The organism is Streptomyces sp. NPDC001100, assembly GCF_053598575.1.
Genome location: NZ_JBSFKO010000024.1, coordinates 122,973 through 147,302 on the forward strand (window position 1 = coordinate 122,973; position 24,330 = coordinate 147,302).

The 24,330-nt window shown below is 70.2% G+C and carries 22 protein-coding genes; 14 read left to right on the forward strand and 8 right to left on the reverse strand.

All coding sequences use genetic code 11. The features are described from left to right. The gene (locus tag ACWDEW_RS30805) at positions 1-795 is read left to right on the forward strand and encodes an SDR family NAD(P)-dependent oxidoreductase (protein ID WP_450516956.1); all 795 of its coding nucleotides are present in this window, start codon (positions 1-3) and stop codon (positions 793-795) included. Positions 796-1,022: 227 nt separating this feature from the next. Here the strand turns inward: ACWDEW_RS30805 and ACWDEW_RS30810 are convergent, their stop codons facing one another. Further along, positions 1,023-3,719 carry an ABC transporter permease subunit gene (locus ACWDEW_RS30810; protein WP_450516958.1) on the reverse strand — a complete coding sequence of 899 codons (2,697 nt, stop codon included), beginning with the start codon at positions 3,717-3,719 and terminating at the stop codon, positions 1,023-1,025. 155 nt (positions 3,720-3,874) lie between these two features. Here ACWDEW_RS30810 and ACWDEW_RS30815 point away from each other — a divergent pair, with 155 nt between their 5' ends. From ACWDEW_RS30815 to ACWDEW_RS30830, 4 genes are all read left to right on the forward strand, one after another. Further along, the gene (locus tag ACWDEW_RS30815; RefSeq protein ID WP_450516960.1) at positions 3,875-5,110 is read left to right on the forward strand and encodes an ABC transporter substrate-binding protein; all 1,236 of its coding nucleotides are present in this window, start codon (positions 3,875-3,877) and stop codon (positions 5,108-5,110) included. A gap of 81 nt (positions 5,111-5,191) precedes the next feature. Further along, positions 5,192-5,896 (forward strand): ABC transporter ATP-binding protein, encoded by a 705-nt coding sequence (locus tag ACWDEW_RS30820; RefSeq protein WP_450516962.1) that lies wholly within the window; start codon positions 5,192-5,194, stop codon positions 5,894-5,896. 18 nt (positions 5,897-5,914) lie between these two features. Further along, positions 5,915-7,258 (forward strand): hypothetical protein, encoded by a 1,344-nt coding sequence (locus tag ACWDEW_RS30825; protein ID WP_450516964.1) that lies wholly within the window; start codon positions 5,915-5,917, stop codon positions 7,256-7,258. Next, a complete protein-coding gene (locus ACWDEW_RS30830; RefSeq protein WP_450516965.1) occupies positions 7,255-8,634 on the forward strand; it encodes an acyl-CoA reductase in 1,380 nt (459 codons plus the stop codon). The genes ACWDEW_RS30825 and ACWDEW_RS30830 overlap by 4 nt, the downstream gene beginning before the upstream one ends. Before the next feature lie 461 nt (positions 8,635-9,095). Here the strand turns inward: ACWDEW_RS30830 and ACWDEW_RS30835 are convergent, their stop codons facing one another. Next, a complete protein-coding gene (locus ACWDEW_RS30835; protein ID WP_450516967.1) occupies positions 9,096-9,542 on the reverse strand; it encodes an RICIN domain-containing protein in 447 nt (148 codons plus the stop codon). A gap of 83 nt (positions 9,543-9,625) precedes the next feature. After that, the gene (locus ACWDEW_RS30840; protein ID WP_450516969.1) at positions 9,626-10,396 is read right to left on the reverse strand and encodes a peptidoglycan DD-metalloendopeptidase family protein; all 771 of its coding nucleotides are present in this window, start codon (positions 10,394-10,396) and stop codon (positions 9,626-9,628) included. Positions 10,397-10,559: 163 nt separating this feature from the next. Between ACWDEW_RS30840 and ACWDEW_RS30845 the strand changes: the two genes are divergently transcribed. Together ACWDEW_RS30845 and ACWDEW_RS30850 are read left to right on the forward strand one after the other, a co-directional pair. Then, on the forward strand, positions 10,560-11,837 hold the full coding sequence (locus ACWDEW_RS30845; protein WP_450516971.1) for an SH3 domain-containing protein: 1,278 nt from the start codon (positions 10,560-10,562) through the stop codon (positions 11,835-11,837). Positions 11,838-11,941: 104 nt separating this feature from the next. Then, positions 11,942-12,835, forward strand: coding sequence for a M23 family metallopeptidase (locus ACWDEW_RS30850; RefSeq protein WP_450516973.1), 894 nt, complete (start codon positions 11,942-11,944; stop codon positions 12,833-12,835). A gap of 26 nt (positions 12,836-12,861) precedes the next feature. Here the strand turns inward: ACWDEW_RS30850 and ACWDEW_RS30855 are convergent, their stop codons facing one another. Next, complete coding sequence (locus ACWDEW_RS30855; RefSeq protein WP_450516974.1) at positions 12,862-14,220, reverse strand: serine/threonine-protein kinase; 1,359 nt, start codon at positions 14,218-14,220, stop codon at positions 12,862-12,864. Between the two features lie 56 nt (positions 14,221-14,276). Beyond that, positions 14,277-15,062, reverse strand: coding sequence for a serine/threonine protein kinase (locus ACWDEW_RS30860; RefSeq protein WP_450516976.1), 786 nt, complete (start codon positions 15,060-15,062; stop codon positions 14,277-14,279). 653 nt (positions 15,063-15,715) lie between these two features. Between ACWDEW_RS30860 and ACWDEW_RS30865 the strand changes: the two genes are divergently transcribed. The 3 genes from ACWDEW_RS30865 to ACWDEW_RS30875 all read left to right on the forward strand — a co-directional run bounded on the left by ACWDEW_RS30865 (position 15,716) and on the right by ACWDEW_RS30875 (position 16,919). Beyond that, positions 15,716-15,856: a hypothetical protein gene (locus ACWDEW_RS30865; RefSeq protein WP_450516978.1), complete on the forward strand. Its 141-nt coding sequence runs from the start codon at positions 15,716-15,718 to the stop codon at positions 15,854-15,856. A 108-nt stretch (positions 15,857-15,964) separates the two neighbouring features. Next, the gene (locus ACWDEW_RS30870; protein WP_450516979.1) at positions 15,965-16,228 is read left to right on the forward strand and encodes a hypothetical protein; all 264 of its coding nucleotides are present in this window, start codon (positions 15,965-15,967) and stop codon (positions 16,226-16,228) included. A gap of 112 nt (positions 16,229-16,340) precedes the next feature. Continuing rightward, on the forward strand, positions 16,341-16,919 hold the full coding sequence (locus ACWDEW_RS30875) for a transposase (RefSeq protein WP_450516981.1): 579 nt from the start codon (positions 16,341-16,343) through the stop codon (positions 16,917-16,919). Positions 16,920-17,473: 554 nt separating this feature from the next. Here the strand turns inward: ACWDEW_RS30875 and ACWDEW_RS30880 are convergent. After that, positions 17,474-18,010: a TetR/AcrR family transcriptional regulator gene (locus ACWDEW_RS30880; RefSeq protein ID WP_450516983.1), complete on the reverse strand. Its 537-nt coding sequence runs from the start codon at positions 18,008-18,010 to the stop codon at positions 17,474-17,476. 75 nt (positions 18,011-18,085) lie between these two features. Between ACWDEW_RS30880 and ACWDEW_RS30885 the strand changes: the two genes are divergently transcribed. Next, a complete protein-coding gene (locus tag ACWDEW_RS30885; RefSeq protein WP_450516985.1) occupies positions 18,086-19,135 on the forward strand; it encodes an aldo/keto reductase in 1,050 nt (349 codons plus the stop codon). A gap of 96 nt (positions 19,136-19,231) precedes the next feature. Next, on the forward strand, positions 19,232-20,266 hold the full coding sequence (locus tag ACWDEW_RS30890; RefSeq protein ID WP_450516986.1) for an NAD-dependent epimerase/dehydratase family protein: 1,035 nt from the start codon (positions 19,232-19,234) through the stop codon (positions 20,264-20,266). Positions 20,267-20,418: 152 nt separating this feature from the next. On the opposite strand, the gene ACWDEW_RS30895 is transcribed toward ACWDEW_RS30890, so the two are convergent. Both ACWDEW_RS30895 and ACWDEW_RS30900 read right to left on the reverse strand, forming a co-directional pair. Then, on the reverse strand, positions 20,419-21,543 hold the full coding sequence (locus ACWDEW_RS30895; protein WP_450516987.1) for a fatty acid desaturase family protein: 1,125 nt from the start codon (positions 21,541-21,543) through the stop codon (positions 20,419-20,421). Between the two features lie 7 nt (positions 21,544-21,550). Further along, positions 21,551-22,606, reverse strand: coding sequence for a ferredoxin reductase (locus ACWDEW_RS30900; RefSeq protein WP_450516989.1), 1,056 nt, complete (start codon positions 22,604-22,606; stop codon positions 21,551-21,553). A gap of 87 nt (positions 22,607-22,693) precedes the next feature. On the opposite strand from ACWDEW_RS30900, the gene ACWDEW_RS30905 reads away from it, so the two are divergent. Then, on the forward strand, positions 22,694-23,833 hold the full coding sequence (locus ACWDEW_RS30905) for a PucR family transcriptional regulator (protein WP_450516991.1): 1,140 nt from the start codon (positions 22,694-22,696) through the stop codon (positions 23,831-23,833). A gap of 102 nt (positions 23,834-23,935) precedes the next feature. Beyond that, positions 23,936-24,274, forward strand: coding sequence for a thioredoxin family protein (locus ACWDEW_RS30910; protein ID WP_450516993.1), 339 nt, complete (start codon positions 23,936-23,938; stop codon positions 24,272-24,274). Positions 24,275-24,330 lie beyond the last annotated feature (56 nt).

Genomic DNA, 24,330 nt, shown 5'->3' on the forward strand with positions numbered 1-24,330 from the left:
ATGGGACGACTCGACGACAGGATCGCGATCGTGACCGGGGCTGCGTCCGGCATCGGTGCCGCCACCGCTCGCCGCCTCGCGGTCGAGGGCGCCCACACGGTCGTAGCGGATCTGAACCTCGACGGCGCCAAGGCGGTCACGGAGGAGATCCGTGCCGCCGGCGGATCAGCCACCGCGGTTCCGGTCGACCTGGGCGACATCGAGTCCGTACGGGCCATGGTGGGCACGGCAGTTGACACGTACGGCGGCCTCGACGTGCTGCACAACAACGCGGCGGCCACTCACCTGGCCGCCCGTCAGGACCTCGCCGTCCTGGAGGCCGACCCGGCGGTGTGGGACGACACGATGCGGATCAACCTGCGCGGCACCATGGTTGCGATCCAGGCCGCCGTCCCGCACATGATCGCGCGCGGCGCCGGCTCGATCATCAACACTTCCTCCGGTGCCGGACTCGCGGGCGACCTGCGCAATCCCGCGTACGGCGCCTCGAAGGCCGCTCTCATCAACCTCACGCAGTACGTCGCCACCCAGTACGGCAAGCAGGGTGTGCGCTGCAACGCCATCGCCCCGGGGTTCATCGTCACACCGGCGAGCGCGGGTTCGGCGCACGGGGCGATCGGGGAGAAGATGCTGCGCCATCACCTCACCCCGCGCCTCGGCAGGCCGGAGGACGTCGCGTCGGCGGTCGTGTTCCTCGCCTCCGACGAATCCGCCTTCGTCACCGGGCACACCCTGCGTGTCGACGGCGGACTGCTGTCCCACGCGCCTTACGTGGCGGATCTCCGCGAGGCGTGACGTAGGCCCGCCGGAGGGGGCCTTCGAGAATCGGTGTGCGCGTGTTCCGTCAACCGGGGCGTCGGAGTCGGACAGTTCGGCGACCGGATCGCCCTCGGCCGGCCCGCGGCCCGAGACGTCGCGGGCCGGCCGCGTCGTGCCGCCGGACTGTCCGGCCCCGCGTGGCCGGGGACGGCAGGCACCGGCCGAGGCGGATGTCATCGCCTCGGCCCAGGCGCCGTCCGCTCTCAGGCCGTCGTCTCCGGATCCAGGTCGCCCAGGTAGGCCGCCCGGACCGCCGGATCGCGGCGTACCTCGTCCGGGGTGCCGGCGCAGATCCGGCGGCCGAAGTCGAGGACCACGACCTGGTCGCAGACGCTCATCACCATGTCGACGTCGTGCTCGACGAGCAGCACCCCCATGCCCCAGTCCTCGGCCAGCCGCCGCACGAGCTGGGCCAACTCCCGCGTCTCGTCGTCCGACAGCCCCGCCGCCGGTTCGTCCAGCAGCAGCACCGACGGCGAGGTCGCCACCGCCCGCGCGATCGCCAGCAACCGCCGCTCGCCGTACGACAGATCGCCCACCGGCCGGTCCAGACTGTCCTGGAGCCCGAACTCCCGTACGGCGACGAGTACTTGGGCGGGCAACGGGCGACTGCCCGGACGGACCAGGTCGGTGAGCCAGGTCCACCGACCCGGTCGCTCGCAGGCGGCGTAGAGGTTGTCCAGGACCGTCATGTCCTCGAACAGCTCCAGCGACTGGAAGGACCGGCTCAGGCCGGACTCGGCCCGCCGGTGGACCGGCACCCGGGTCACGTCCCGCTCGCCGAGGCGGACACTGCCCGACGCGGCCCGGGTGAAGCCTGTGACGGCGTCGATGGCAGAGGTCTTGCCGGCGCCGTTGGGGCCGATGAGCCCCACCACCCGGCCCGGTTCGACGTCCAGCGAGAGTCCGTCGACGGCGACCACACCGCCGTAGCGGACGGTGAGGTCGTGGACGTGCAGGGGGAGCGGTGCGGCGCGGGGTACGTCCGGAAGGGGAGCCGTGTTCTTCTCGGCTGCGACGGCAGCGCGCTGTGGGCGCAGCTTTCGCTCAAGTCTCCTTGTCTGCTTGCCGAGTTCCTTCCCGATGCCGTCCTGGTTGCCCACCAGGGTCAGCACCAGGACGATCCCGCCGATCAGCGGCATCCACTCGCTCAGCCCGGGCAGCACCAGGTCTCCGAACCGGGCGCCGACCGTGCCCGCGGCGAACGTGGCGCCGAACAGCGGGCCGACGAGGAAGCCGACACCGCCGATGACGGCGAGCCCGAGCGCGGTGACGGAGTCGAAGCTCGCGAAGTCGGAGAACACCACCGATGTCGAGCGGAAGCCGGTCAGTACTCCGGCGAGCGCGGCGATGGCCGAGGACAGGCCGAAGGCGTAGAGCTTGGCCGAGCGGACGTCGATGCCGAGGGCGGCGGCGGCCCGCTCGTTGGCCCGTACGGCGATGAGACGGCGGCCGGTGCGGCTGCGCCGGACGTTGGCGACCACGAGCGTGGCGGCGACGAACAGGACCAGCACCACGGCGGCGTAGCGCTGCGGATGATCGACGCCGGAGATGCTGATGCCGAAGAGCGTCTGGTTGCCGACCGCGATGCCGTCGCTGCCGGGTGTCGTCGACAGGTCGGTGTTCTGGAAGACCATCGCCTCCAGGGTGGTGCCGAGCCCGAGCGTGATGATCGCGAGGTTGACCCCGCGCGTACGCACCGCCGGCAGCGCGAACAGCAGGCCGATCGGTACGGTGCCCAACACGCCTGCCAGCAGGGCGAGTTCGAAGGGCCAGCCCCAGTCCGCCGCCGCGTGCCCGGCGATGAAGGCGCCGGTCCCGGCGAGGGCGTAGGCCGCGAGGGAGACCTGGCCCGCGTAACCGGTGACCACGATGATCGACAGGATGATGAGGGAGAGCACGAGGGTGCTGGTGATCGCGTCGGCCCACAGCGGCGTCGACAGGCTGACCAGCACCAGCCCGATCACCACGGCCAACGCGAGCGGGACGGGGCGCACCCGGCCGGTGCCCAGCGCCGGGAGGCGGTCGAGGAAGGTGCCGCGCAGCGGCAGTGCCCGGCCGCGCGCGACCAGTACCAGGGCGATGAAGAGGAACGGCACCGACGAGGCGAGGCCGGTGACACCCGAGCCGAAGCGCGTCAGTTCGGACTGCGCGACCCCGATGACCAGACCGCCCGCCAGCGTGATCGGGAACGACGAGAACCTGCCGACCAGGGCCGCGGCGAGCGCGCTCAGTAGCAGTGTGGTCAGCCCGGTCACCGACAGGCCGATCACGGGCACGATCAGGATGGCGGTGAGGCCCGCGAGCGCGGAGCCCAGTGCCCAGTTGCCGGCGGCGATCAGGTCCGGGGACCAGCCGAGCGAGGCGGCGATGCCCTCGTTCTCGGCGACCGCGGTGGTGCCCAGGCCGAACAGCGTGCGCTTGTAGAGGAGATGGAGCACGGCCGTCACGGCGAGCGCGATGCCGAGCAGGCAGACGCGGTCCTCGGAGACCGTAGCCCCGGCGATCGTCAGCAGCCGGGTGGGCAGCTTGCCCGGCACCAACTGCAGGCTGTCGCCGTAGCGTTTGACGGCGATCGCGGTGAGCACGATGAACACCGCGAGGGTGCCGACCAGTCGGGCCAGGGTGGACGCCCTGCGTAGCGGACGGATCACCAACAGGTGGGTGAGCACGCCCAGTACGGCGGAGGTGAGGACGCCGCACGCGGTGGCGGGCCAGTACGGCACGCCATGGTTCGTGGCGAGTTCCCACTGTACGTAGGCGCCGGCCATTCCGATCGCGCCGTGCGCGAAGTTGAGAACACCGGAGCCTCGGTAGACCAGCACGATGCCGTGCGCCGTGAGCGCGTAGAGGGCGCCGAGCCCCAGGCCGAGCAGGGCGAAACGCAGGACGTCGTCCATCCGAGGAACCTCCCAGACGCGGGCCAGACACAGGACGAGACAGTACATTCATTTAAATAATTGTGCCGAGAGTACTTCACTAACCCAAAAATGCACCCCATGCTGTTCGGCATCTCGACGTCGCCCACTTTGGGCGCGAGCCCCGCGGAGGGACCATGAACGACTCACGCCGACGCAGAAGCGTCGCGACCGGCTGTCTCGCGATGACCGGAGCCCTGCTCGTGGCAGGGTGCGGGGGAGAGGCGGCAAGCAGTTCGGCCGAGACCTCGTCGCTGAAGGGCACCCCGGTGAAGGTGATGGTCTGGGCACCGGAGAACACCCAGGGCAGCGCCCAGCCAGGTATCCACCTCACCGCCACGGCCTACGAGAAGTGGATCAACGCCAACGGCGGGATCAAGGGCGGACCTCTCAAGGTCGAGTTCTGCAACGAGAAGGGCGACCCGGACGAGGCCGAGAAGTGCGCTCAGCAGGCGGTCGCCGACAAGGTGGCCGCGGTCGTGGGCTCGTACAGCCTCGCAGGGGACCGCTACATGCCCGTCCTCCAGAAGGCCGGCATCCCCTACATCGGCGGCACCGGCGTCTCGGCCGCGGAGTTCTCCAACCCGCTGTCCTTCCCGGTCAACGGCGGCACCCCGGTGGTCTTCGCCGCCCACGGCCGCCAACTGGTCGAGCAGGGCTGCAAGAAGATCACCGGCGTACGGTACGACGTGGCCGCCGCGGCCGTGGTCTCGCAGTTCCTCACCCTCGGCGTGACCTCCGCCGGAGGAGCGCCGCCCAAGGATCTCAAGGTGCCGCTCACCGCCACCGACCTCGCCCCGCAGGTCGCCGCGACCAAGGGCAGCGACTGCGTGAGCGTCATCATGGGCACCGCCTCCGGTCTGTTCGTGAAGTCGTACGTCCAGTCCGGCGACAAGACCAAGCTCGCCAGCGTGGTCGGCAACCTCACCCCGCAGCTGGCCGCGAGCACCGGCGGCAGCAGCAGCCCGCTGGAGGGCGCCGCGATCACCGGCTACTACCCGCCGACCTCCGACGCCGTCTGGAAGGACTTCGTCGCGGCGGCCAAGGGCAAGGACATCGACACCACCAACGGCGCCAACGCCACGACCTGGGTGGCCTTCAAGGTCTTCACCGAGGCCGCCAAGAACCTGCCGACCATCTCGGCCCAGGCGCTGGTGAAGGAGCTGAACACCACCTCCGGCATCGACACCGGAGGCCTGACCGCACCCCTGAACTGGAAGGCGTCGACGGCCCTGCCGATCAAGGGACTTGACCGCATCCACAACACGACAGCCACCGAACTCACCATCCGCGACGGGAAGATCGAGTGGGCCAAGGCCGGGTCGACCTTCGTCGACGTCCGCAAGGTGCTGACGGCCGCGTCGCACGGCTGAGCCCGTTTCGGCGCGGCCAAGTCCCTGTCGGTCCGCCTGACTCCGCCTGGCCCCGGCCGACTCCGGTTGAGGAGAGACCTCGTGCACGACACAGATGTGCCCTTGATAGCGACCCGCGCCCTGTCCGCCGGATACGGCACCCGACCCGTCGTGAGCGACCTCGACCTGGAGGTCCGGCCGGGCGAGGTCGTCGCCCTGCTCGGCCCCAACGGCGCGGGCAAGACCACCACCCTCAGGGCGCTGGCCGGCGACCTGACCCCGATAAGCGGCGAGGTCCGCTGGCTGGGCACCCCCGGCCACGCACCCCTGCACCGCCGCGCCCGCGAGGGCCTCGCCTACGTCGGTGAACGCGCGGTCTTCACCCGCCTCGACACCACCGACAACCTACGGGTCGGACGCGTGCCGCCCGACCGAGCCGTCGCCCTCTTCCCCGAACTGGAGAAACGCCTGAAGACCGGCGCGGGCATGCTGTCCGGCGGCGAGCAGCAGATGCTGTCGCTGGCGCGCGCCCTGTGCCGTACCCCCCGGCTCCTCCTGGCCGACGAACTCTCCCTGGGCCTCGCCCCGCTGGTCGTCGACCGTCTCCTGCGCGCGGTCCGCGAGGCGGCCGACCAGGGCCTGGGCGCACTGCTGGTCGAACAGCACGTGCGCAAGGTGCTCGACATCGCCGACCGCGTCTACGTCCTGCGGCGCGGCCGGGTCGTGATGACCGGTACCCCGAAGGAACTGCGCGGAGACCTCGACGCCATCGAGTCCTCCTATCTCGCGAACAACCCGACGTCATGACTGATGGAGGTGGTTGCCGTGCCCAGCGCACGTGAGCAGATCCGGACCCTCGTCCGGTCCGGTGACACATTCGACCAACCCGCCCGGGAACTAAGGGAGTTGCAGCTCGAAGCGGCCCGCGAGGCCTTCGCCGCGCACCGTGAGCGCATCCCGCTGCTGCGCACCCGGGCGGCGGAGAGCGACGTCCACGGGATCGAGAGCCCCGACGACCTTGTCCCCCTGCTGTTCTCCCACACCAGCTACAAGTCGTACCCCCTCTCCCTCATCACCGGCGGCCGATGGGACCGGCTCCTGCGCTGGTACACGACGGTGTCTGTGGTGGAGCCGGGCGATGTCGACGTCGAGGGCGTGACCGACATCGACGAATGGGCGGACCGCGTCACCGCCGCCGGCCACCGCCCGTACATCACGAGCGGTACCTCGGGGAAGGTCTCCTTCCTCAACTGCGACGCCAGCGACCTGAGTTTCCTGCACGACATCCTGGAGAACCTCACCTGCTGGCCCGACCCGCTGCCGCCCGAGCGGACCCGCCGCGGCTATCTCCTGGCACCGGCGAGCGGCCCGATGCGCTCCATCGACGGCTACCGGTGGCACGCGGACGTCTTCGCACGGCCCGGAGAGACACGGTTGCTCACCGAGGACCCCATGCGGGTCTCGGAGTTGATGAGCAGCGCCCTGCTGCGCCGCCGGATGGCGGAGGGCACCGCGACCCCACAGGAGATCAGCTCCTTCGAGGCCGCGTCCGGGGCCCGCGAGGCCGAACTCGGCGCGGCTGTCGCACAGATCGTCGACGACATCGCCGCCCACCGGACCGAGCCTCTCCTGATCGCCGGCATGAACAACCAGCAGTTCACCCTGATCCAGGCCCTGCGGGCCCGCGGCGTACCCGACGGGAGCCTCCACCCCGACACGCTGGTCCTCAGCGGCGGCGGCAACAAGGGCGGGGTCCTGCCCGACGACTACCAGCAGCAGTTCGCCGCCTTCTACGACGGCGTGAGGCGGGTGCGCAGCTACGGCATGACGGAACTTCAGGGATCCTGCCTGGCCTGCGAGTCGGGCAACTACCACGTACCGCCGTGGGTGATCCCGCTGGTCCTGGACGAGCCGGGCGAGAAGCTGCTCAACACCGAACAGGGCGTGGTAGAGGGCCGGTTCGCCTTCCTGGACGTATCACTGGAGGGAAGGTGGGGCGGCCTGATCAGTGGAGACCGGGTCCTCGTCGACTTCTCGCCCTGCGCCTGCGGCCGGCCGGGACCGGCCGTCCTGCCGGACATCCGCCGCTACGGCGACCTGGGCGGCGAGGACAAGATCACCTGTGCCGCGACGCTCGACTCCTATGTGCGGGGGATGATCCACGGATGAGCACCACGACCGACACCGAGGTCGTACACGTGGTGCGTGGTCAGGTCGACCACGGCTCACCCGTCGCGTACGGCCGCGCCGACTCGGCATTCACCGCACCGGCACTCGACCTGGACCGCCTCGTGTGGCCGCGCACCGAACCCGGCCCCGCCTTCCACGTGCCCGTCGCGGAGATCGTCGACCTGCTGGTGGAGACCGGCGAGGCACTCAAGGCGGACCGTGAGGGCCTGCTCGCCGAGGCCCTCGACCGCATGGTCGGGGTCAGCCCGCTGCCCGCGGAGGTCCTCGAACGCGCCTACGCCGTGCTGTGGCGCAGCTTCCAACGGCCGGGCCTCTACGCCCAGATCGACCACGAACTCGGTGGATCGGACGTGCTCGACGGCTGGCGCGAGGTACGCCTGCCCGACAACCGGACTGCGGCCATCCGCGCGTTCCCGCCGCGCCTGGTGCACGTCATCGCCGGCAACGCCCCGGGCGTCGCCGCGATGTCCGTCGTGCGCGGTGCCCTCACGAAGGGCGTCAACCTGCTGAAATTGCCCTCGAACGACCTGTTCACCGCGACCGCTATCCTGCGCACGATGGCGGCGCTGGCCCCCGGCCACCCCGTGGTCCGCTCGTTCTCCGCGGTGTACTGGCGCGGCGGCGACGAGACGGTGGAGAGCGTGCTGTTCCGCCCCCAGTTCTTCGACAAACTGGTCGCCTGGGGCGGCGAAGCCACGATTCGCGGGGCACTGCGGTATGTCGGCCCGGGCTTCGAACTCGTCTCCTTCGACCCCAAGACCTCCATCTCACTCGTCGGCCGCGAGGCGTTCGAGTCCGCCGAGACTCTTTCCCTAGCCGCCGACGCGGGCGCCGCCGACGCCACCTTCTTCAACCAACAGGCCTGCGTGGCCAGCCGTTTCCAGTTCGTCGAGGGCTCCTGGGAGGATGCCGACCGCTACGCCGCTCTGCTGTGCGAACGCCTGGGTGTGGCAAGGGAGTTCAGCTCGGCCGACGGCCCACGGGTCGCCGCGGAACTCCGCGAGGAGATCGACGTCCTGCGTTCCCTGGCACCCGACTACCGGGTGTGGGGCGGTTACGACGGCCGGGGTCTGGTCATCCGCTCGCCCGAACCGGTCGACTTCCACCCCGACGGAAAGATCGTCGACGTCGTCCCCGTCGGCGCGCTGACGGAAGCCGTCGCACACGCCGGAGTCGCCACACAGACGGTCGGCGTGTACCCGGACACCCGCAAGGCGGAACTGCGCGACGCCCTCGCCTGCGCCGGAGTCCAGCGCGTGGTCTCCCTAGGCAGGGCGGGCGGAATGCCGCCGGGCCTCTCCCACGACGGCTTCTACCCGCTGCAACGGCTCATGCGATGGGTGAACGACGAGTGAGAGGGTTCTGTCCGCAGGTGGCAAACGGGGCGGGGTCCGAACCGGAGAGGAATGTGCGCGGCCCGGCCCGCAGGTGCCCGGCGGCTCGGCCTGCTGTTGCCGATCCTTGTGTCTGTGACGTTGGCCGGTGTGCCGGTGGCCACCCGTGTGGGAGAGAGGCTGGAACGGCACGTCGGGGGTGACCATTGGTGCGTGCGCCGAACTCGGCGACTGCCTGCTTCCGTGGGCTCTCGGTCTCTTCGTCTTCCCGGCCGCCGTGTCGATGGCCTCGCCGTCCTCCGGGCATTGCGCAGCCCTCGGCGTCGCGACTTCGCGGACCCCGAGGCCCTCTACCAGCTCGGACAGGACCTGCCCGTGGACGGCCGACGTCGTCATCACCTCATCGGCGCGCTCCGGTGTCACCGTCGTCCGACGGTGGCACCGGAGCGTGAGGTGAGGGACGGGGACGGGTGGGGCAGGTGTCAGAACCAGCTCTGGTTCTGACCGGAGTTGCACGCCCAGGTGCGGAAGCCGGCGCTGCTGTCGTCGATGCAGCGGTTGGTCGCCTGGTTCCGGAGCTCGATGGTGTTGTCGCCCCACTTGTGCACGAGCCAGCTCTGGTTGGTGCTGGAGTCACAGTTCGCGGTCTTGAACCCCTGGTCGCTGTCGTACATGCAGCGGTTGGTGAAGGCGTTCTTCAACTGCACGGTGCCGTCGGCCCACTTGTGGACGATCCAGTTCTGCGGGGTGGAGCCGTTGCAGTCCCAGGTGCGGAATCCGGCGTCGGTGTCGTCGATGCAGCGGTTGGTCGCCTGGTTCCTGAACGTGTTCACGGCGTCGGCCGCCGAGGCCGTCGCGGCCGGCAGCAGCGCGATGGCCGCGGCGGAGACGCCGAGCGCGGCGACGCGGGTCAGGACGGAGACGGACATGGATGTTCCCTTCGGTGGGGTGGTGGTGCCCCGCAGCCGAGTGCGGCGGGGAGTCTGGTGCGGGCGCTCGGACCGGGGAGCGGTCAGCCGCACTGGCGGCTGACGTTGCCCGTGTCGTCGCCCTTGAGGTAGATCGCGCTGACGTAGCCGACACCGCCCGCGTTCAGGGGCAGTTCGATCCACTTGTCGTTGCTGTAGCCCTCGGCCGTGACGAGCTGGCCCATCTTCCAGCAGTTCGCCGGGTAGCTCTCGTTGGGGTACACCGTGCTGACGACAGCGCACGAAGTGGCCGCGCAGGAACGGACGTTGGCCTGCGCCCAGGCGGTCACCGTGGCGCCCTGCCCGCCGCCACCGCCGCCCGGCGTGCAGGGCAGGTTCACCCCGCGGTCGCGCAGATACGGCACCGGGTCGATCCCGCGCACCGTGGTGGACGTGCCGATCCTGACCCGCAGGTGCAGGTGCGGCCCCGTCGCCTCGCCCTCGCTGCCCATCAGGGCGATGCGCTGACCGGCCTGGACGTGCTGACCGACGACGACGTCCCGCTGGTACATGTGTCCGTACTCGGTCACCGTGCCGTCGTCGTGCAGGATACGGATCCACTGCCCGTAACCGCTGGCGGGACCCGAGTTGATGACCTCGCCGGCACCCACGGCGTAGATGGGCGTGCCCTGGGCGTTGGCGATGTCGACGCCGTCGTGGCTGTCGCTGTACCCCTGGGTGATGACCCCGGCGGTCGGGCACGAGGCGGCGAACGCGGCCGGGGCGGCCGGTGCCGCGGCAGCGGGCAGGGCCGCCGTCAGCGGCAGCAGGACGGCGGCGGCCGTGACGAGTCCGGCGTAGGGGAACAGACGCACGAGGCTTCCTCTCCGGTGACTTCTGGTGGACGCCACGGAAGCTATCCGCGCCCCCTCGGCCGGCGGCATCCGGAACGTTCCGGAATGACGCGGCGGCGCGCGGGCGGATAGGGCTGTGGATCGTCAACAGCACCGTTTTCCCGACCAGTTGGAGAGATGCGTCATGCGATCCACCACCAGACGACTGATACGGGGCCTGTGCGCCCTGCTGGTTCTGGGCGGGCTGCCACCGGTCGCCGCCGCTGCCGCCGACGGCCCCGGCCACGAACGCCCCGCCGCCCGCCCGGCGACCGACTGGCGCATCGACCTCGCCGCCGCCTCGGCCGACCAGCACAACATCGGCCACCGCAGCAACGGCGCGCTGACCATCGGCGACCGCCGCGCCCGCACCACCTCCGCTCCCGGCCGGGCGTTCGCCGTGTACACCGCGCCGGCCCGCGGCCTCGGACGGCAGGCCGACGCGTTCACGATCCGCCCACAGGCCCAAGTACCGTCTGGAACGCAGGTGGTGACCGAGATGCGGGGAAGCGACCACCCCGGACGGTGGACGCAGTGGACCACGCCCGACCGCGCCGGTCGGCTACGGCTGGCCCAGGCCGTCTCCGTCGTTCAGGTACGGCTGACCCTGCTCGGCACCCACACCGCCGCCCCCACGGTCTCGGCCGTCTCGGTACACTCCGACCTCGCCCAGCCCGCCCCCCGGGCACCCCGCGCGCTGATCGCGGCCTCCCCGACGTACCGGATCTTCGCCACCCGGGAGGGCCTCGCCGGACAGACCACCGCCAACGGCCATGTCATCCAGCAGCGCGACCACTTCGTCGCGCTGCCGTCCCGGCGGATGCTCGCCTCCAACGGCGGCCACGAGTACCAGGTCCGGCTCTGCTACCAGCGCACGGGACGCTGCGAAACCGCACCGGTCTGGGACGTCGGCCCCTGGAACACCCAGGACGACTACTGGAACCCGACCGCGCAACGGCAGATGTGGCGCGATCTGCCGCAGGGCACCCCCGAGGCACAGGCGGCCTACCAGTCCGGCTACAACGGCGGCCTCGACGAGTTCGGGCGCAGGGTCGCCAACCCGGCCGGCATCGACGTCGCCGACGGCACCTTCTGGGACGGCCTGGGCATGACGGACAACGACTGGGTGGACGTGACCTTCCAGCCGTCCGGCGACACCGGCGGCCAGACGAACGTCACGGCGTGGATGCAGGCCAACGTCCGCTCCTGCGCGGCCACTTCGTGCGACGTGGTCAGCACGGTGTACCCGAACCAGAGCTACCCGGCGAACTGCTGGAAGACCGGCCAGGTCATCACCGACGAGGGCTACACCAGCGACAAGTGGATCGAACTGCCCCTGAACGCGGGCGGTGTCGGTTACGTCAGCGGCATCTACCTCAAGGGCGACGCGACCGGCGGAGTGACCCGCCAGTGCGGTACCTGAGGCGCCCCGCGCAGGCCGTCACCCCGTAACGTGCCGGAGTCCCTTCGAAGCCTTGGTACGGCACCGTCGTTGCCGCACATCGAGGCGAGGAGAGGACGAGGACCATGAGGTTGAGGCCGACGGGAAGAGCGGGCTGGGCGGCGACACTGACGGCGCTGCTGACTATGGCGGGACTGTGCGCGAGTACACCGGCCGCGTCGGCGGCGCCCACCGCCCGCCCCGACTTCCGGCTGCCGTTCCCCTGCGGACAGACCTGGCAGCTGCAGACGTATCTGGGCCACGATCCCGACGACAAGAAACTCGACATGTACCACGTCGACGGCCCGACCCTGGGCGCCACCGTCACTGCGTCCGCCGCCGGCACGGTCACGGAGTTCTTCGAACCCGGCGGCATCGAGGTCAACCACAGCGGGGGCTGGTTCAGCGTCTACCTCCACATGGACCGCATCGACGTCCACCTGGGCCAGCAGGTCGCGTCGGGGGACCCGGTCGGGCGGCTGGGACTGGTCGGCACGGAGGAGGCGCATCTGCACTACGAACAACTGTACGACACCAACGGCGACAATGACGGCGAGACGGACGAGATGGTCAACCCGGTGCTCCAGGGCACCGAGTACCGGCTCACGCCCGACGGCCCCTTCCCCCGAGTCACCAGCACGAGCGCCTGCGACGGCGGGGGAGGGCAGCCGGCCCGGTACTGGGTCGACACCATGGCCGACGCCACCGGCTATCCCGACGCCGACTGCACGCACGACGGCACACCGCGGTGCGCCGCACAGGGCACCCTGCGCAAGGGCACCAATTACGTCCTGTGCAGGAAGTGGGGCGACGAGGTGCGGGTCGGCGTGGCCTACAACCACTGGTGGCTGCTGACCGACCTCGACGAGGTGACACCGGGCGGCCGGGGACGGGCGTACGTCTCCGCCTACTACCTCGACCGATGGGGCAACGACGAGGCGAAGGACAACGACGGCCGGGACATCCCCGTGTGTACCTGATCCGGCCGGACCGGGTGCACACGGCCTCATCGGCAGGTGGGCAGGGCGGGCCGGTCCTTCGTGCGCACGGCGGGGAACCACGCGGTGGCATCGGTCGCGCCGCCCGGCAACCGGACGCGGTACCACTCGGTGGAACGGGTGCCGAACTCGTCGGTCACCGGCAGCCCTTGAGGCAACCGGCACTGCGCCGTGAGGACGTCCCCGTGCCACACGCGAGTGGCCACCACGTTGGCGACGGTGTAGGGCGCCAGCGGGTCGATCGCCAGACCGAGACTGCACTGCTGATCACGGTCAGCCGCGTGGGCCCGGCAGGTCGGCTCCACGTTGTACACCGTGATGGCGGCGGGGCCGGCGGTGTCGGAGACGTTCGTGACATGGACCGAGCCGTCCTGCTTCGCACCGCTGTCGTCCGCGACGTACACCCATCCGGCGACCGTCGCCGCGCACAGGGCGGTGGCCGCCGCCGCGCCGAGAACGAGCCGTCGTCGGCGCCGACCCCCGTCGGTACGTGCCGCACCTGTACCGCGGCCATGGGCTTCCGCACGGATGCGAGCCAGCAGGGTTCCCGCGGTCCAGGCGGCTCGTGCCTCATGGGTGGGGGCGAGGCAGTCGGTGGCCAGCTCGCGCCAGAACGGCGGTACGGCGGGATCCAGCCGCAGGGGCGCCCGTCCGCCGGCGTACTCCTGCGCCACGGCTCCCCGCGCGGCCGGGGTCGCGCCGGGGAAGGGCGAGGTGCCGCCGGTGAACATCTGGTGGACCATGATGCCGAGCGCCCAGATGTCGGCGCTCGGCCGCGCCTGCACACCGCGTTCGCCCAGCGGGGCCTTCCAGCGCTCCGGCGGCAGATAGTCGGGAGTGCCCAGGGGCGGCATCCACGCATGCGTTCCGTGAGTACCGTCGAGCTCCGAGGCCAGCCCGAAATCCGACAGACGAACCGAACCGTCCGCCATCAGGAGAACGTTGTCGGGCTTGAGATCGCCGTGCACCCAGCCCAGCTCGTGCAGATGGGCCAGCCCCTCGCAGATCTCCGTCAGGATCCGGTCGGCCTGCCCGTCCGCCAACCCCTGCTCACCCGCGAGGAGTTGACGCAGACTGCGCTCGGCACGCTCCATCACCAGCACGATCGCGCCGTCGAGTTCGGGACGGTCCGGTTCGTTCAGTACGAGAGAGTCGAGCACCCGGATCAGCCGGGGATGCCGCGTCCTGCGCCCGAACTCGCGCTCGCGGTGTGCGCATTCCAGTAGCCCGCGCGCCTGCTGAGGGGCGAGTCCGGACGTCGGCAGAAACTTCAACGCGACGACGGCCGGGTGGTCGTCGTCCGACCCGCGCACACTCCGGCCCTCGTAGACCCATCCCCAACCCCCGTCCGCGATGGGTTCCCCCACCTCCCAGCCCCCGACCCGGAAACCGGCCGGAACACGCTGGGCCTCGGCCCCACGGTTCACCGGCCCACCGCCTGCGCCTGGACGCTGTTGCAGGAGGCCGCCGAGCGGGACGGAAGCAGCGCCAGATGGGACTCGCCGACCACCCCGAACCGCAGGGCGATTCCGACCAGCGCCTCGCGCTTGCCGTTGCGGCGGGCGCCCCGGCCCACCTCACGCGACTCCGGCAGGACGATCCGCAGCTTCTCCTCGGCGAGGTAGTCGATGTGAGCACTCACCCCGCGGGCGGTGAGGCGCGCGCACTGCGGCAGCTGCCGCAGACGTTCGACGATCTCGGGCGTGGTGGGAACGGCCAGCGCGGACTCGTCGCGCAGCCGCGGCTCGCACAGGGCGACCAGAACCAGAAAGTACGTCGCTGTCTCGTCGAGCGAGTAGGCGGTCAGGGTCTGGGTGCCCAGACGGCCGCCGACCGCCCCCTGCGGGTCCAGGTAGACGTGGTCGGGGGCGAAGACCTGAAAGCTCACCGGGTTGTCCCGTGTGGGCAGGACCACGCGCGCGAACTCGAAGGGAATGGGCGCCCTGAGGCGGCGCGGCGGCACCCGCAGGTACTCGCCCGCGCCCTCCGGGTTCTCCACCAGGTAGCTCTGCGTGGCGCTGAGGTTGCTCAGCAGCCAGTGGTCCTCGCTCACCCGGATCTCCCCGGCCAGCCGCGACACCGCCGGATCGTCGAGCCGCAACTCCACGGCGACGGTGTCCGAGCCCCGGCCGAAGCGGGCGACCTCACCCGCGCCGAGCCGTAGCGTCAGCGGCAGGTCCTGTGGCACATGGATCAGTACGCCGCTCATCGTCCCCCCATTCCGACAGAGTGTGTCTTTCGGGTTGTTTCTCTTCCGCACAAGGCAGGCACACGAGCGCTGGTCAACGCGCACACCCCGTTTTACCTCGATTCTTTCCGCTCTCTCGCACGCAGGCCGAAGGAGCATGAGTCCCATTCGTCAACACCGGCGACGCGGCGCGGCGGTTGCATGCGCGAGGACTCTGACACAAAGCTCTTCGAGCTGAGTGCCGGAGGCTCGGGCTTTGGCCGATATCCGCTCCTGTCCCGCCCGGTTCCAGCACTGGCTGCACGGGTACGGTGGCGCGCTCGGCGCTTGCAGCTGGCGGGATGTCGATGGCGGCCCGAGAGCCATCCGGGTAGGTAGACGATCTTCGGACGGCGGAAGCTCCCGGAGTCCCTGAATGCGAATGCCATGACGAACCCCGACCTCCCCCCGTACGACCTCGCCTCGCAGCCGCGCTCGACGGCCTGGCAGGCGCCTTCGGCGGGACGACGGCCCACCCCGACGAGCACAACTGCGAGTGTCACTGGGGCAGCGCCGGAGAACTCGCGCAACTCAAGGTCGCGGACACGGAGCTGGACCTCGACCTCCTGCACCGCACCTGGCGGGCCCCCGACTGGAGCGACCACGCATCCGTACTGCGCCGGATCCTCCCCCAGTTGGCCGCGGCCCTCGTCAAAGGCACCGTCGAGCCGCACGACGGGTTCGAGGAAGTCGGCCGCTCGTTCGCTCGCGGTCATTGGCGGCAGTGGCCCACCGCGCAAGCCGAAGCGGTCCGGGAATTCCTGCACGCCTTGTGAGCCGACACACTCTCGGACCCGGATCCCGTGGTACCCGCGTACGAGGTCCTGGCATTGATCACCGAGGCATCCGCCACGCTCACCCCGTGGCTCACCACATGGGAAACGGTGAGTGACCGTCCGGACGACTCCCACCTCGCCGAGGCGGCGGCACTGTGGGAGTACGACCTGCTGGGAGACCAACTCCCCTGGGACTCCTGGGAGAGCGAGGAAGAGAAACGCACCGAGTGGACCGCCTGGCTGGTCCGTAATACCCCTGCCCGGCTCCGCGCCCACGGCGTATCAGAGGAACTGCTCCACCGAATACGTCTGCTCGGCCTCACCGGCGACGATCGCTGGGAGGGCCCTCATCGGCCCGGCCACCGCTACTGACCCACCGAACCGTGCTGGGCCTCCCGTCCCCGCATTTTGCGAGCCTGTCGACACCGGAAGCGGGACGACCGCACTGTCGCGATCGCCCCGCACTCGCACACTCGCCACCCGAGTGACTCGGCGGTGGGACATCCCTCTGCTCGGTCCGGTCCGCGCCGACCCGCAGGCCGCCCAGCGGCCCGGTTTCACGAAGGGGGACTTCGACATCGACTGGGCGGCCCGCACCCTGGCCTGCCCACACGGGATCACCAGCCCGCCCTGGAAACCCACCCTGGGCGACGGATACCCCCGGCTGTCCGTCCTCTTTCCCCGCAAGGCATGCCGGGAATGCGACGACCGACTGAAATGCACCGGCAACATCGACGGTAAGAGGCGCCACATCTTCCTCCCCCCCGAGCCCCAGCAGAAGATCCAGACGCAGGTGAGAAAAGACCAGAAGACCAGCAACTGGCAGCGGCGCTATGTCATCCGCGCGGGCTGCGAGGCCACCGTCTCCGAAACGGTCCACGCGCACGGCCTGCGGCACTGCCGCTACCGCGGCCTGGCGAAAACACACGTCCGGCACGTGCTCACCGTTGCCGGGGCCGACATCATTCGCCTCAGCGAATACTTCCCACCAGGCTCTACACCGACATCGCCGCCGCGACCACCCAGCCACTTCCAGCAGCTCTGCCGAAGGCTCCCCGCTTAGAAATCACCAACACCATCCGGAACTGCGGCCAGAGCCGATTTCAGAGATCCCCACCAGACTCCCGTTTTCAGCTCTGGCCGGCAGTGTTCTCGTCGTACGGCGGACAGATGACGATCACGTCGGCCTGGAGCGCAGACATCCGCGCCCAGGTGCGGGACTTCGGCCGGATTCGCTGCTCGCCGACATCGGCCGTCGGCCGTTCGCTTTCGGGATCACCCCATGGCCGGTTCTGGAATCCCCTCGGTCATACCCCCGCAAGGTCCACGGAATCGTGCTCCTCGCCGCAGCGGAGCAGCCGGGCCCCGTACGTGGGCCAGAGCCGAGTCCCGGGTGCTTCGCGCGGTTCTACCTGTGTACGGTCCGCCGGTGCGCACCCGTCAACGGCTGGGCCCCCGGCCAATGTCGATGTGATCTCGGCTCAATACGTCTGGGCCAGAAGCCGTGTGATGCCTGCCGGGCTGAAGGCGAGGTCGTCGCGCAGTTCGCTGAGGGAGCCGGTCAGGGCGGCGGTGTGCGGGGGTGAACATGCTGGCGAGTCTTGTCGCGCGCGTCGTCTATCGGTGCGTGCGGAGTCCGTCGAGGATGAGCGCGAGCATGTGGGGTGCCCGGTCCTCGGGGCTGGTCGGGGCGCGCCACAGGGCGCCGGTGAGCTGGAGGAAGTCTCCTGGGTCGGCGTCCGCGCGGATGGTTTTGTCCTTCTTGCCGGCGTCGAGGAGTTGGGTGATCGCGGCGATGACCGGGCCGTAGCTCTGCTCGCTGATCGCCTGGTGTGCGCCGGGGCCCAGGGCGTCGCCGAGGCCGTGTTTCCTGCGCATGGCCTGGACGAGGTCGGTCGTCCAGTGGCGGAGTGCTTCCAGTGGCGGCATCCGGTCCAGCAGGTCCGGGACGGTGTCGACGATGCGTGCGACTTCGTCCTGGTAGACGGCCAGGACCAGCGCTTCGCGGGTGGGGAAGTTGCGGTACAGGGTGCCCGCGCCGACTCCCGCGCGCTGGGAGATCTGGTTCATCGACGTGCTGCCGTCCGCCGCGAGCGCTTCGCGGGCGACGGCGAGGATGCGTGCCCTGTTCTCACGGGCGTCCGAGCGGACCACGAGACCTCACCTTGCTGAGCGGAGAGTTCTCCACTACGTTATGTGGAGAGTTCTCCACCTACTCTAAGGATCGTCATGCATTACATCAAGCTCGGCACGACCGGCCTCGACGTGTCCCCGATCGCCATCGGCGCGATGACCTACGGCGAACCCGACCGCGGGCACCCCGTCTGGTCCAAGGGCGAAGAAGACGCACGCCCGCTCATCCAGCACGCGCTGGAGACGGGAATCAACTTCTTCGACACCGCGAACCTGTACTCCAACGGCTCCAGCGAGGAGATCCTCGGCCGCGCGCTCAAGGACTTCGCCGACCGCGACGCCGTGGTGATCGCCACGAAACTGCGCCATCCGATGCGGCTGGGCCCCAACGGACGGGGACTGTCACGCAAGGCGATCATGACCGAGGTCGACCACTCGCTGCGCCGCCTCGGCACCGACTACATCGACCTCTACCAGATCCACCGCAACGACCACTCCACCCCCTGGGAGGAGACCCTCGAAGCACTCGGCGACCTCGTCAAGGCCGGCAAGGTCCGCTACCTCGGCGCCTCCTCCATGCACGCCTGGGAGTTCGCCAAGGCGCTGCGCCTGCAGAAGGAGAACGGCTGGGCACGGTTCGTGTCGATGCAGGACCACTACAACCTCCTCGCCCGCGAGGAGGAGCGCGAGATGATCCCGCTGTGCCTGGACGAAGGCGTCGGCACGATCATCTGGTCACCGCTGGCCCGGGGCCGCCTCACCCGCGCGTGGGACGACGCCCGCTCGACGGTGCGCTCCGAGACGGACGGCGCCTACGCGGACCTGCTCTACTCGCCGGCCGAGGAGGCGTCCAACCGCGCGATCGTCGACGCGGTCGGACAGGTCGCCGCCGCGCACGGCGTCAGCCGCGCCCAGGTCGCGCTCGCCTGGCTGCGACACCAGCCGGTCGTCACCGCACCCCTGGTCGGCGCCGGCTCGACCCGGCAGATCGACGAGGCGGTGGCCTCTCTCGACCTCGAACTCACCGACGACGACGTGCGCGCCCTGGAGGCCCCGTACACACCCCGGTACGACTGGCAGGGCGTCTCGGACGAAGCCGAGCTGGAGGCCATCCGCAAGCGCGTCCCCGGCATGGCCCTCGCATGAACACCATCGTCCGCTCCGGCGCCGCCACCCAGCGGCATCGCGCGACGCACCCGCCGGCACCCCTTATGGCACGAGTCGAGAGCTGAGCAGAGACAGATGACACGAGTACTGGTCACCGGCGGAACAGGATTCATCGGGAGCTGGTGCGTGACGGCACTGCTCGACGCCGGGCACACGGTCCGCACGACAGTTCGCGACCTGCGGCGCGAACCGGCACTGCGCTCCTGGCTGCACACGGCCACACCATTCGACGACGACCGCCTCACGATCGTACGCGCCGACCTCGAACAGCCCGACGGCTGGGACGCCGCCGTCGCCGACTGCGACTACGTTCTCCACGTCGCCTCGCCGACACTGCGTCATACGCCCGCGAACGACGACGACCTGGTCGTCCCGGCACGCGAGGGCGTCCTGCGGGTACTGCGCGCGGCCCGTGACGCCCGCGTGCGCCGGGTCGTCCTGACCAGCGCCTTCGGCGCCATCGGGATCGGGCACCCTCCGCGCTCGACCCCGTTCACCGAGGAGGACTGGACCGACGTCGACAGCGACATCCCGCCCTACCAGCGCTCCAAGACCCTCGCCGAACGCGCCGCCTGGCAGTTCGTCCAGGACGAAGGCGGCGGTCTGGAACTGGCGGCGGTTCATCCCGTGGGAGTCCTCGGCCCCCTCCTCGGCCCGGACGACCCGCCGTCCCTGCGGCTGGTCCGCAGAATGCTCGAAGGACGGGTTCCCGCCTGCCCGCCCTTCGGGATGGGCTTCGTCGACGTCCGCGACGTCGCGGACCTGCACCTGCGCGCGATGACCGATCCGGCAGCCGCCGGCGAACGCTTCCTGGCAGTCGCCGGACACAGCCTGCGCGTCATCGACATCGCACGCATCCTCCACGACCGCCTCGGCGACCGGGCCGCGAAGGCCCCGACCCGCGAACTGCCCCTGTGGCTCGCCCGCACACTGGGCACCGTGAACCCCGAACTACGGCTGCTCAGACACCAGCTCGGCCGGGACCTCGACGCCACAAGCGCCAAGGCGGAGAAACTTCTCGACTGGCGAGCACGTCCCATCGAGGACACCATCGAGGACACCGCCGAGAGCCTCCTGGCCCATGGCATCGGGACAAAGAACGGCTCGTAACCGACGGACGCGGCAGCCGTGGCGTTCGCGGCGGCTGCCAACGGCCCCACCGCTGGCCCGGGCGGCCCCCGGCCGCCCACCGCCCGCAACCCATCTCACCGAACCCGGCGGTGCGGCCGGTACGGCCGAAAGATCTGACCCCGTACCGCGATTCAGGCCGCGACGAGCTCCTGCTCGCGCTCCGGCGTCGTGGCCTTTACCGCGGGCTTCTTGTTCGGCAGCGAGAGCCGGAAGACCTTGTGCCATGCGGAGAACACCTGCTTGGGCAGCGGCCCGGTGACGTACTCCAGCTCGTACTTCTCGAACAGCGCGCGCACCTTCACCGCGACCTCGGCGTACCGGTTGCTCGGCAGGTCCGGGAAGAGATGGTGCTCGATCTGGTGGGAGAGGTTGCCCGTCATGAAGTGCATGGCCTTGCTGCCGCTGATGTTCGCCGAGCCCATCATCTGGCGCAGGTACCACTGGCCGCGCGTCTCACCCTGGATCGACCGGCGCTCGAAGACCTGCACGCCCTCGGGGAAGTGCCCGCACATGATCACCGAGTGGGTCCAGATGTTGCGGACCAGGTTCGCGGTGAACGTGGCGCCGAGCGTGGTGAGGAACGACGGGCCCGACAGCAGCGGGTGGATCACGTAGTCCTTGAGCACCTGCTTGCGGATCTTGCGGCCCACGGCCCTGGCCCGCTCGCGGAACTCCGGGTTCTTGCGGCGGCGCTTCTGCAGGTTCTTGCCGAGCTCCAGGTCGTACGCCGCGATGCCGTACTCGAAGAAGCAGGCGTTGAGGAAGTTCCACAGCGGCTGCCCGAGGTGGAAGGGGTGCCACTTCTGGTCCTCGTCGACGCGCATGATGCCGTAGCCGAGGTCGTTGTCCTTGCCGATCACGTTGGTGTACGTGTGGTGCAGCTCGTTGTGCGAGTGCTTCCACTGCTCGGACGGCGAGACGTGATCCCACTCCCAGGTGGTGGAGTGGATCTTCGGGTCCCGCATCCAGTCCCACTGGCCGTGCAGGATGTTGTGCCCGATCTCCATGTTGTCCATGATCTTCGCCACGGACAGACCGGCGGTGCCGATCACCCACGCGGGCGGGAAGAGCGAGAACAACAGCACGCCCCTGCTGACCAGTTCGAGCTTGCGCTGCGCCGAGATGACCTTGCGGATGTACGCGGCGTCCTTCTCGCCGCGACTCGCGATCACCTCGTCGCGGATCGCGTCCAGCTCGCGGCCGAGCTCCTCGATCTGCTCCGCGGTCAGGTGGGCGGTGGGGTCGATGGCGGTCAAAGTGCTCCTACCGTTCGATGTCACAGGGGCCCGCGGCGGCGGACACGCAGGTCTGGATGAGGACGCCCGGCTCGGCCTCGGTGATCTCGCCGGTGCGCAGGTCGCGGACGGCGCCCGCCTTGAGCGGCGTGACGCAGCCGAAGCAGATGCCCATGCGGCACCCGGAGGGCATGAGCACGCCGGCCTCCTCGCCGACGTCCAGCAACGGCGTGGCGCCGTCCGCGTCGACGGTCCTGCCGGTGGTGCTGAACGTGACCTCCCCGCCGTCGCCGGTGACGACGATGCGGGGGCGGAAGCGTTCGGTGTGCAGGCGCTCCGGTACGCCGTGCTCGCTCCAGTGCTTCTCGGCGGAGTCGAGCAGGCCCGCGGGCCCACACGCCCAGGTCTCGCGCTCGGCCCAGTCGGGCACGAGTTCGTCGAGACGGGCGATGTCGAGCTTGCCGTCCGTGTCGGTGTGCACCTCGGTGAGCCGCAGCTTCTTGTCCGCGACCAGGTCGTGCAGTTCGCTGCGGAAGATCACGTCCTGCGGCCGGGGCGCGCAGTGGACCATGACGACGTCGTCGAACTCGGTGTCGCGCAGCATGCCCATCACGGGCGTGATGCCACTGCCGGCCGTCAGGTACAGCACCTTGGCGGGCCTGGCCCGCGGCAGCACGAAGTCACCGGTCGGCTGGTCGAGTTGGATCAGCGTGCCCGGTCTGGCCCTGCGCACCAGGTGGTTGCTGACCTTGCCGTCCGGGATCGCCTTCACGGTGATCGTGAAGCGGCCGTCAGGGCGGTCGGTCGGCGAGGTGAGGGAGTAGGCACGCCACAGGCGCACCCCGTCGACGTCGACCCCGATCCGCACGTACTGACCGGCCGTGTGGCCGCGCCAGCCCCGGCCCGGTCTGATCACAATGGTCGCGGCGTCACCCGTCTCGGGGTGCACGGCCTCGATGCGCCCTCGCAGGTCGGCGCCGGCACGCAGCGGGCTGACCAGGTCGAGGTAGTCCGACGGCAGCAGGGGCGTCGTGACCATCTCCAGCAGCTTCCACGCCCTGCTGCGCAGGGCTGTACTCGTCATGACTCCAGCCTGCTGCGCCCGAAGGCGTAAAGTCCTGTCCGTAAGGCGTGAATCTGATCCGCTGAATTGTTCGCAGGGAACAAAAACGTGAGCCATGCAATCCAGAGGGCCGGCGAACTGGCCCTGGACGAGACGACGGTCACAGCACTCCGGGCCGCGCTGGCGAGCACCGCCGACGAGGTCGTCCAGGCGATCATCGACGAGGTCCCTCCCTACGCCAACGCCCTTTCGGGCCCCATGGGCGGCACCATCCGACGAGCCGTCCGCACCGCCCTGGGGCACTACCTGGACCTCGCGAGCGGCACCGCCACGGGCGGCGACGGCGGTGACGCGGCCTACGACCTGGGCCGCGGCGAGGTGCGCGACGGCCGTTCGATGGACGCCCTGCTCAGCGCCTACCGCGTCGGCGCCCGCGTGGCCTGGAGAGGCCTGGCGGCGGGCGCCGTTCCCGCGGGCCTGCCCGCCGCCGAGGTCGCCAAGTTCGCCGAACTGACCTTCGCGTACATCGACGAGCTCTCCGCCGCGAGCGCCGCGGGCCACGCCGACGAACTGGCCGCCCGGGGCAGGGCCCACGAGCGCCATCTGGAACACCTGGCCCGCGATCTCCTCGCCGGCGCGAGCCCGGACGTCCTGCTGGCCTCTGCTCAGCGGGCCGGGTGGCAGCCTCCGGTCACCCTGACCGCGGTCCTGCTGCCCGCGGCCCAGGCCCGGCCCGCCTACCGCACGCTCGACCCGAGCACCCTCGTTCTCGACGATCTGCCGGACACCACCGGTGTGCTGCTCGTCCCCGACGCCGACCGCCCCCATATCCTGCGGCAGTTGACCGACCGGACCGCCGTGGTCGGGCCGGCCCGGCCGTGGACCCGAGCGTCCGCCTCGTACGCACGAGCCGTACGCGCCCGCTCCCTCTCCTCCGACATCCGCGACACCGACGACCATCTGCCCGAGCTGGTGCTGAGTGCCGACGCGGACGCGTACGCGGACCTGCGGGCCCGAGCCCTCGCACCACTGCGGACCCTGCCTGCCGCGACCGCACGGCGGCTGGAGGAGACGTTGCGGGCGTGGCTGCTCCACCAGGGCAGACGGGACGAGGTGGCGGCGGCGTTGTTCGTCCATCCCCAGACGGTCCGGTACCGGATGTCGCAGCTGCGGGAACTGTTCCCGGACCTCGCATCGCCGCACCGGGTCCTTGAGCTGACGCTGGCGGTCGGTCTTCGGGTCGGTTGACGCGTAGGGGCGCTGTCAGTGAGCAGTAGGACAGGGCAGGCCTGCCGCAACGTGCGCGGGATGATGGGGACGGCATGACGGAACGTGAGGTCAGGAGCTTCCATGGCGAAGAGGGTTCACCGACCCCGTGAGGACGCGGAGTTCGACTTCATCCTCGGGATGAGCGGAGTTCCGGTCCTCGCGTACTTCACCGGGACATGGCCCAAGGCAATCGAGCCCTGCCGGGTGATGGACCTCGTCGTGGACGGCATCGCCGACGACTACACAGGCCGCCTTACGGCCGTTCGCGCCGACATCACACGGTGTCCGGCTGCGACCGTGCGATACGGGATCACCGGAGCCCCGTCCTACGTCCTGCTGAAGGAGGGGGAGGCGGTGGCGCACGGCACGGGGCCGATGACCGTCGCCGAGGTACGGACGTTCCTGGACGGCCACCTCTGAGTGAGTGCCCGGGGGCGGCGGGACCCGGCCTGTAGTCTTGATCCACTCTGCGATGC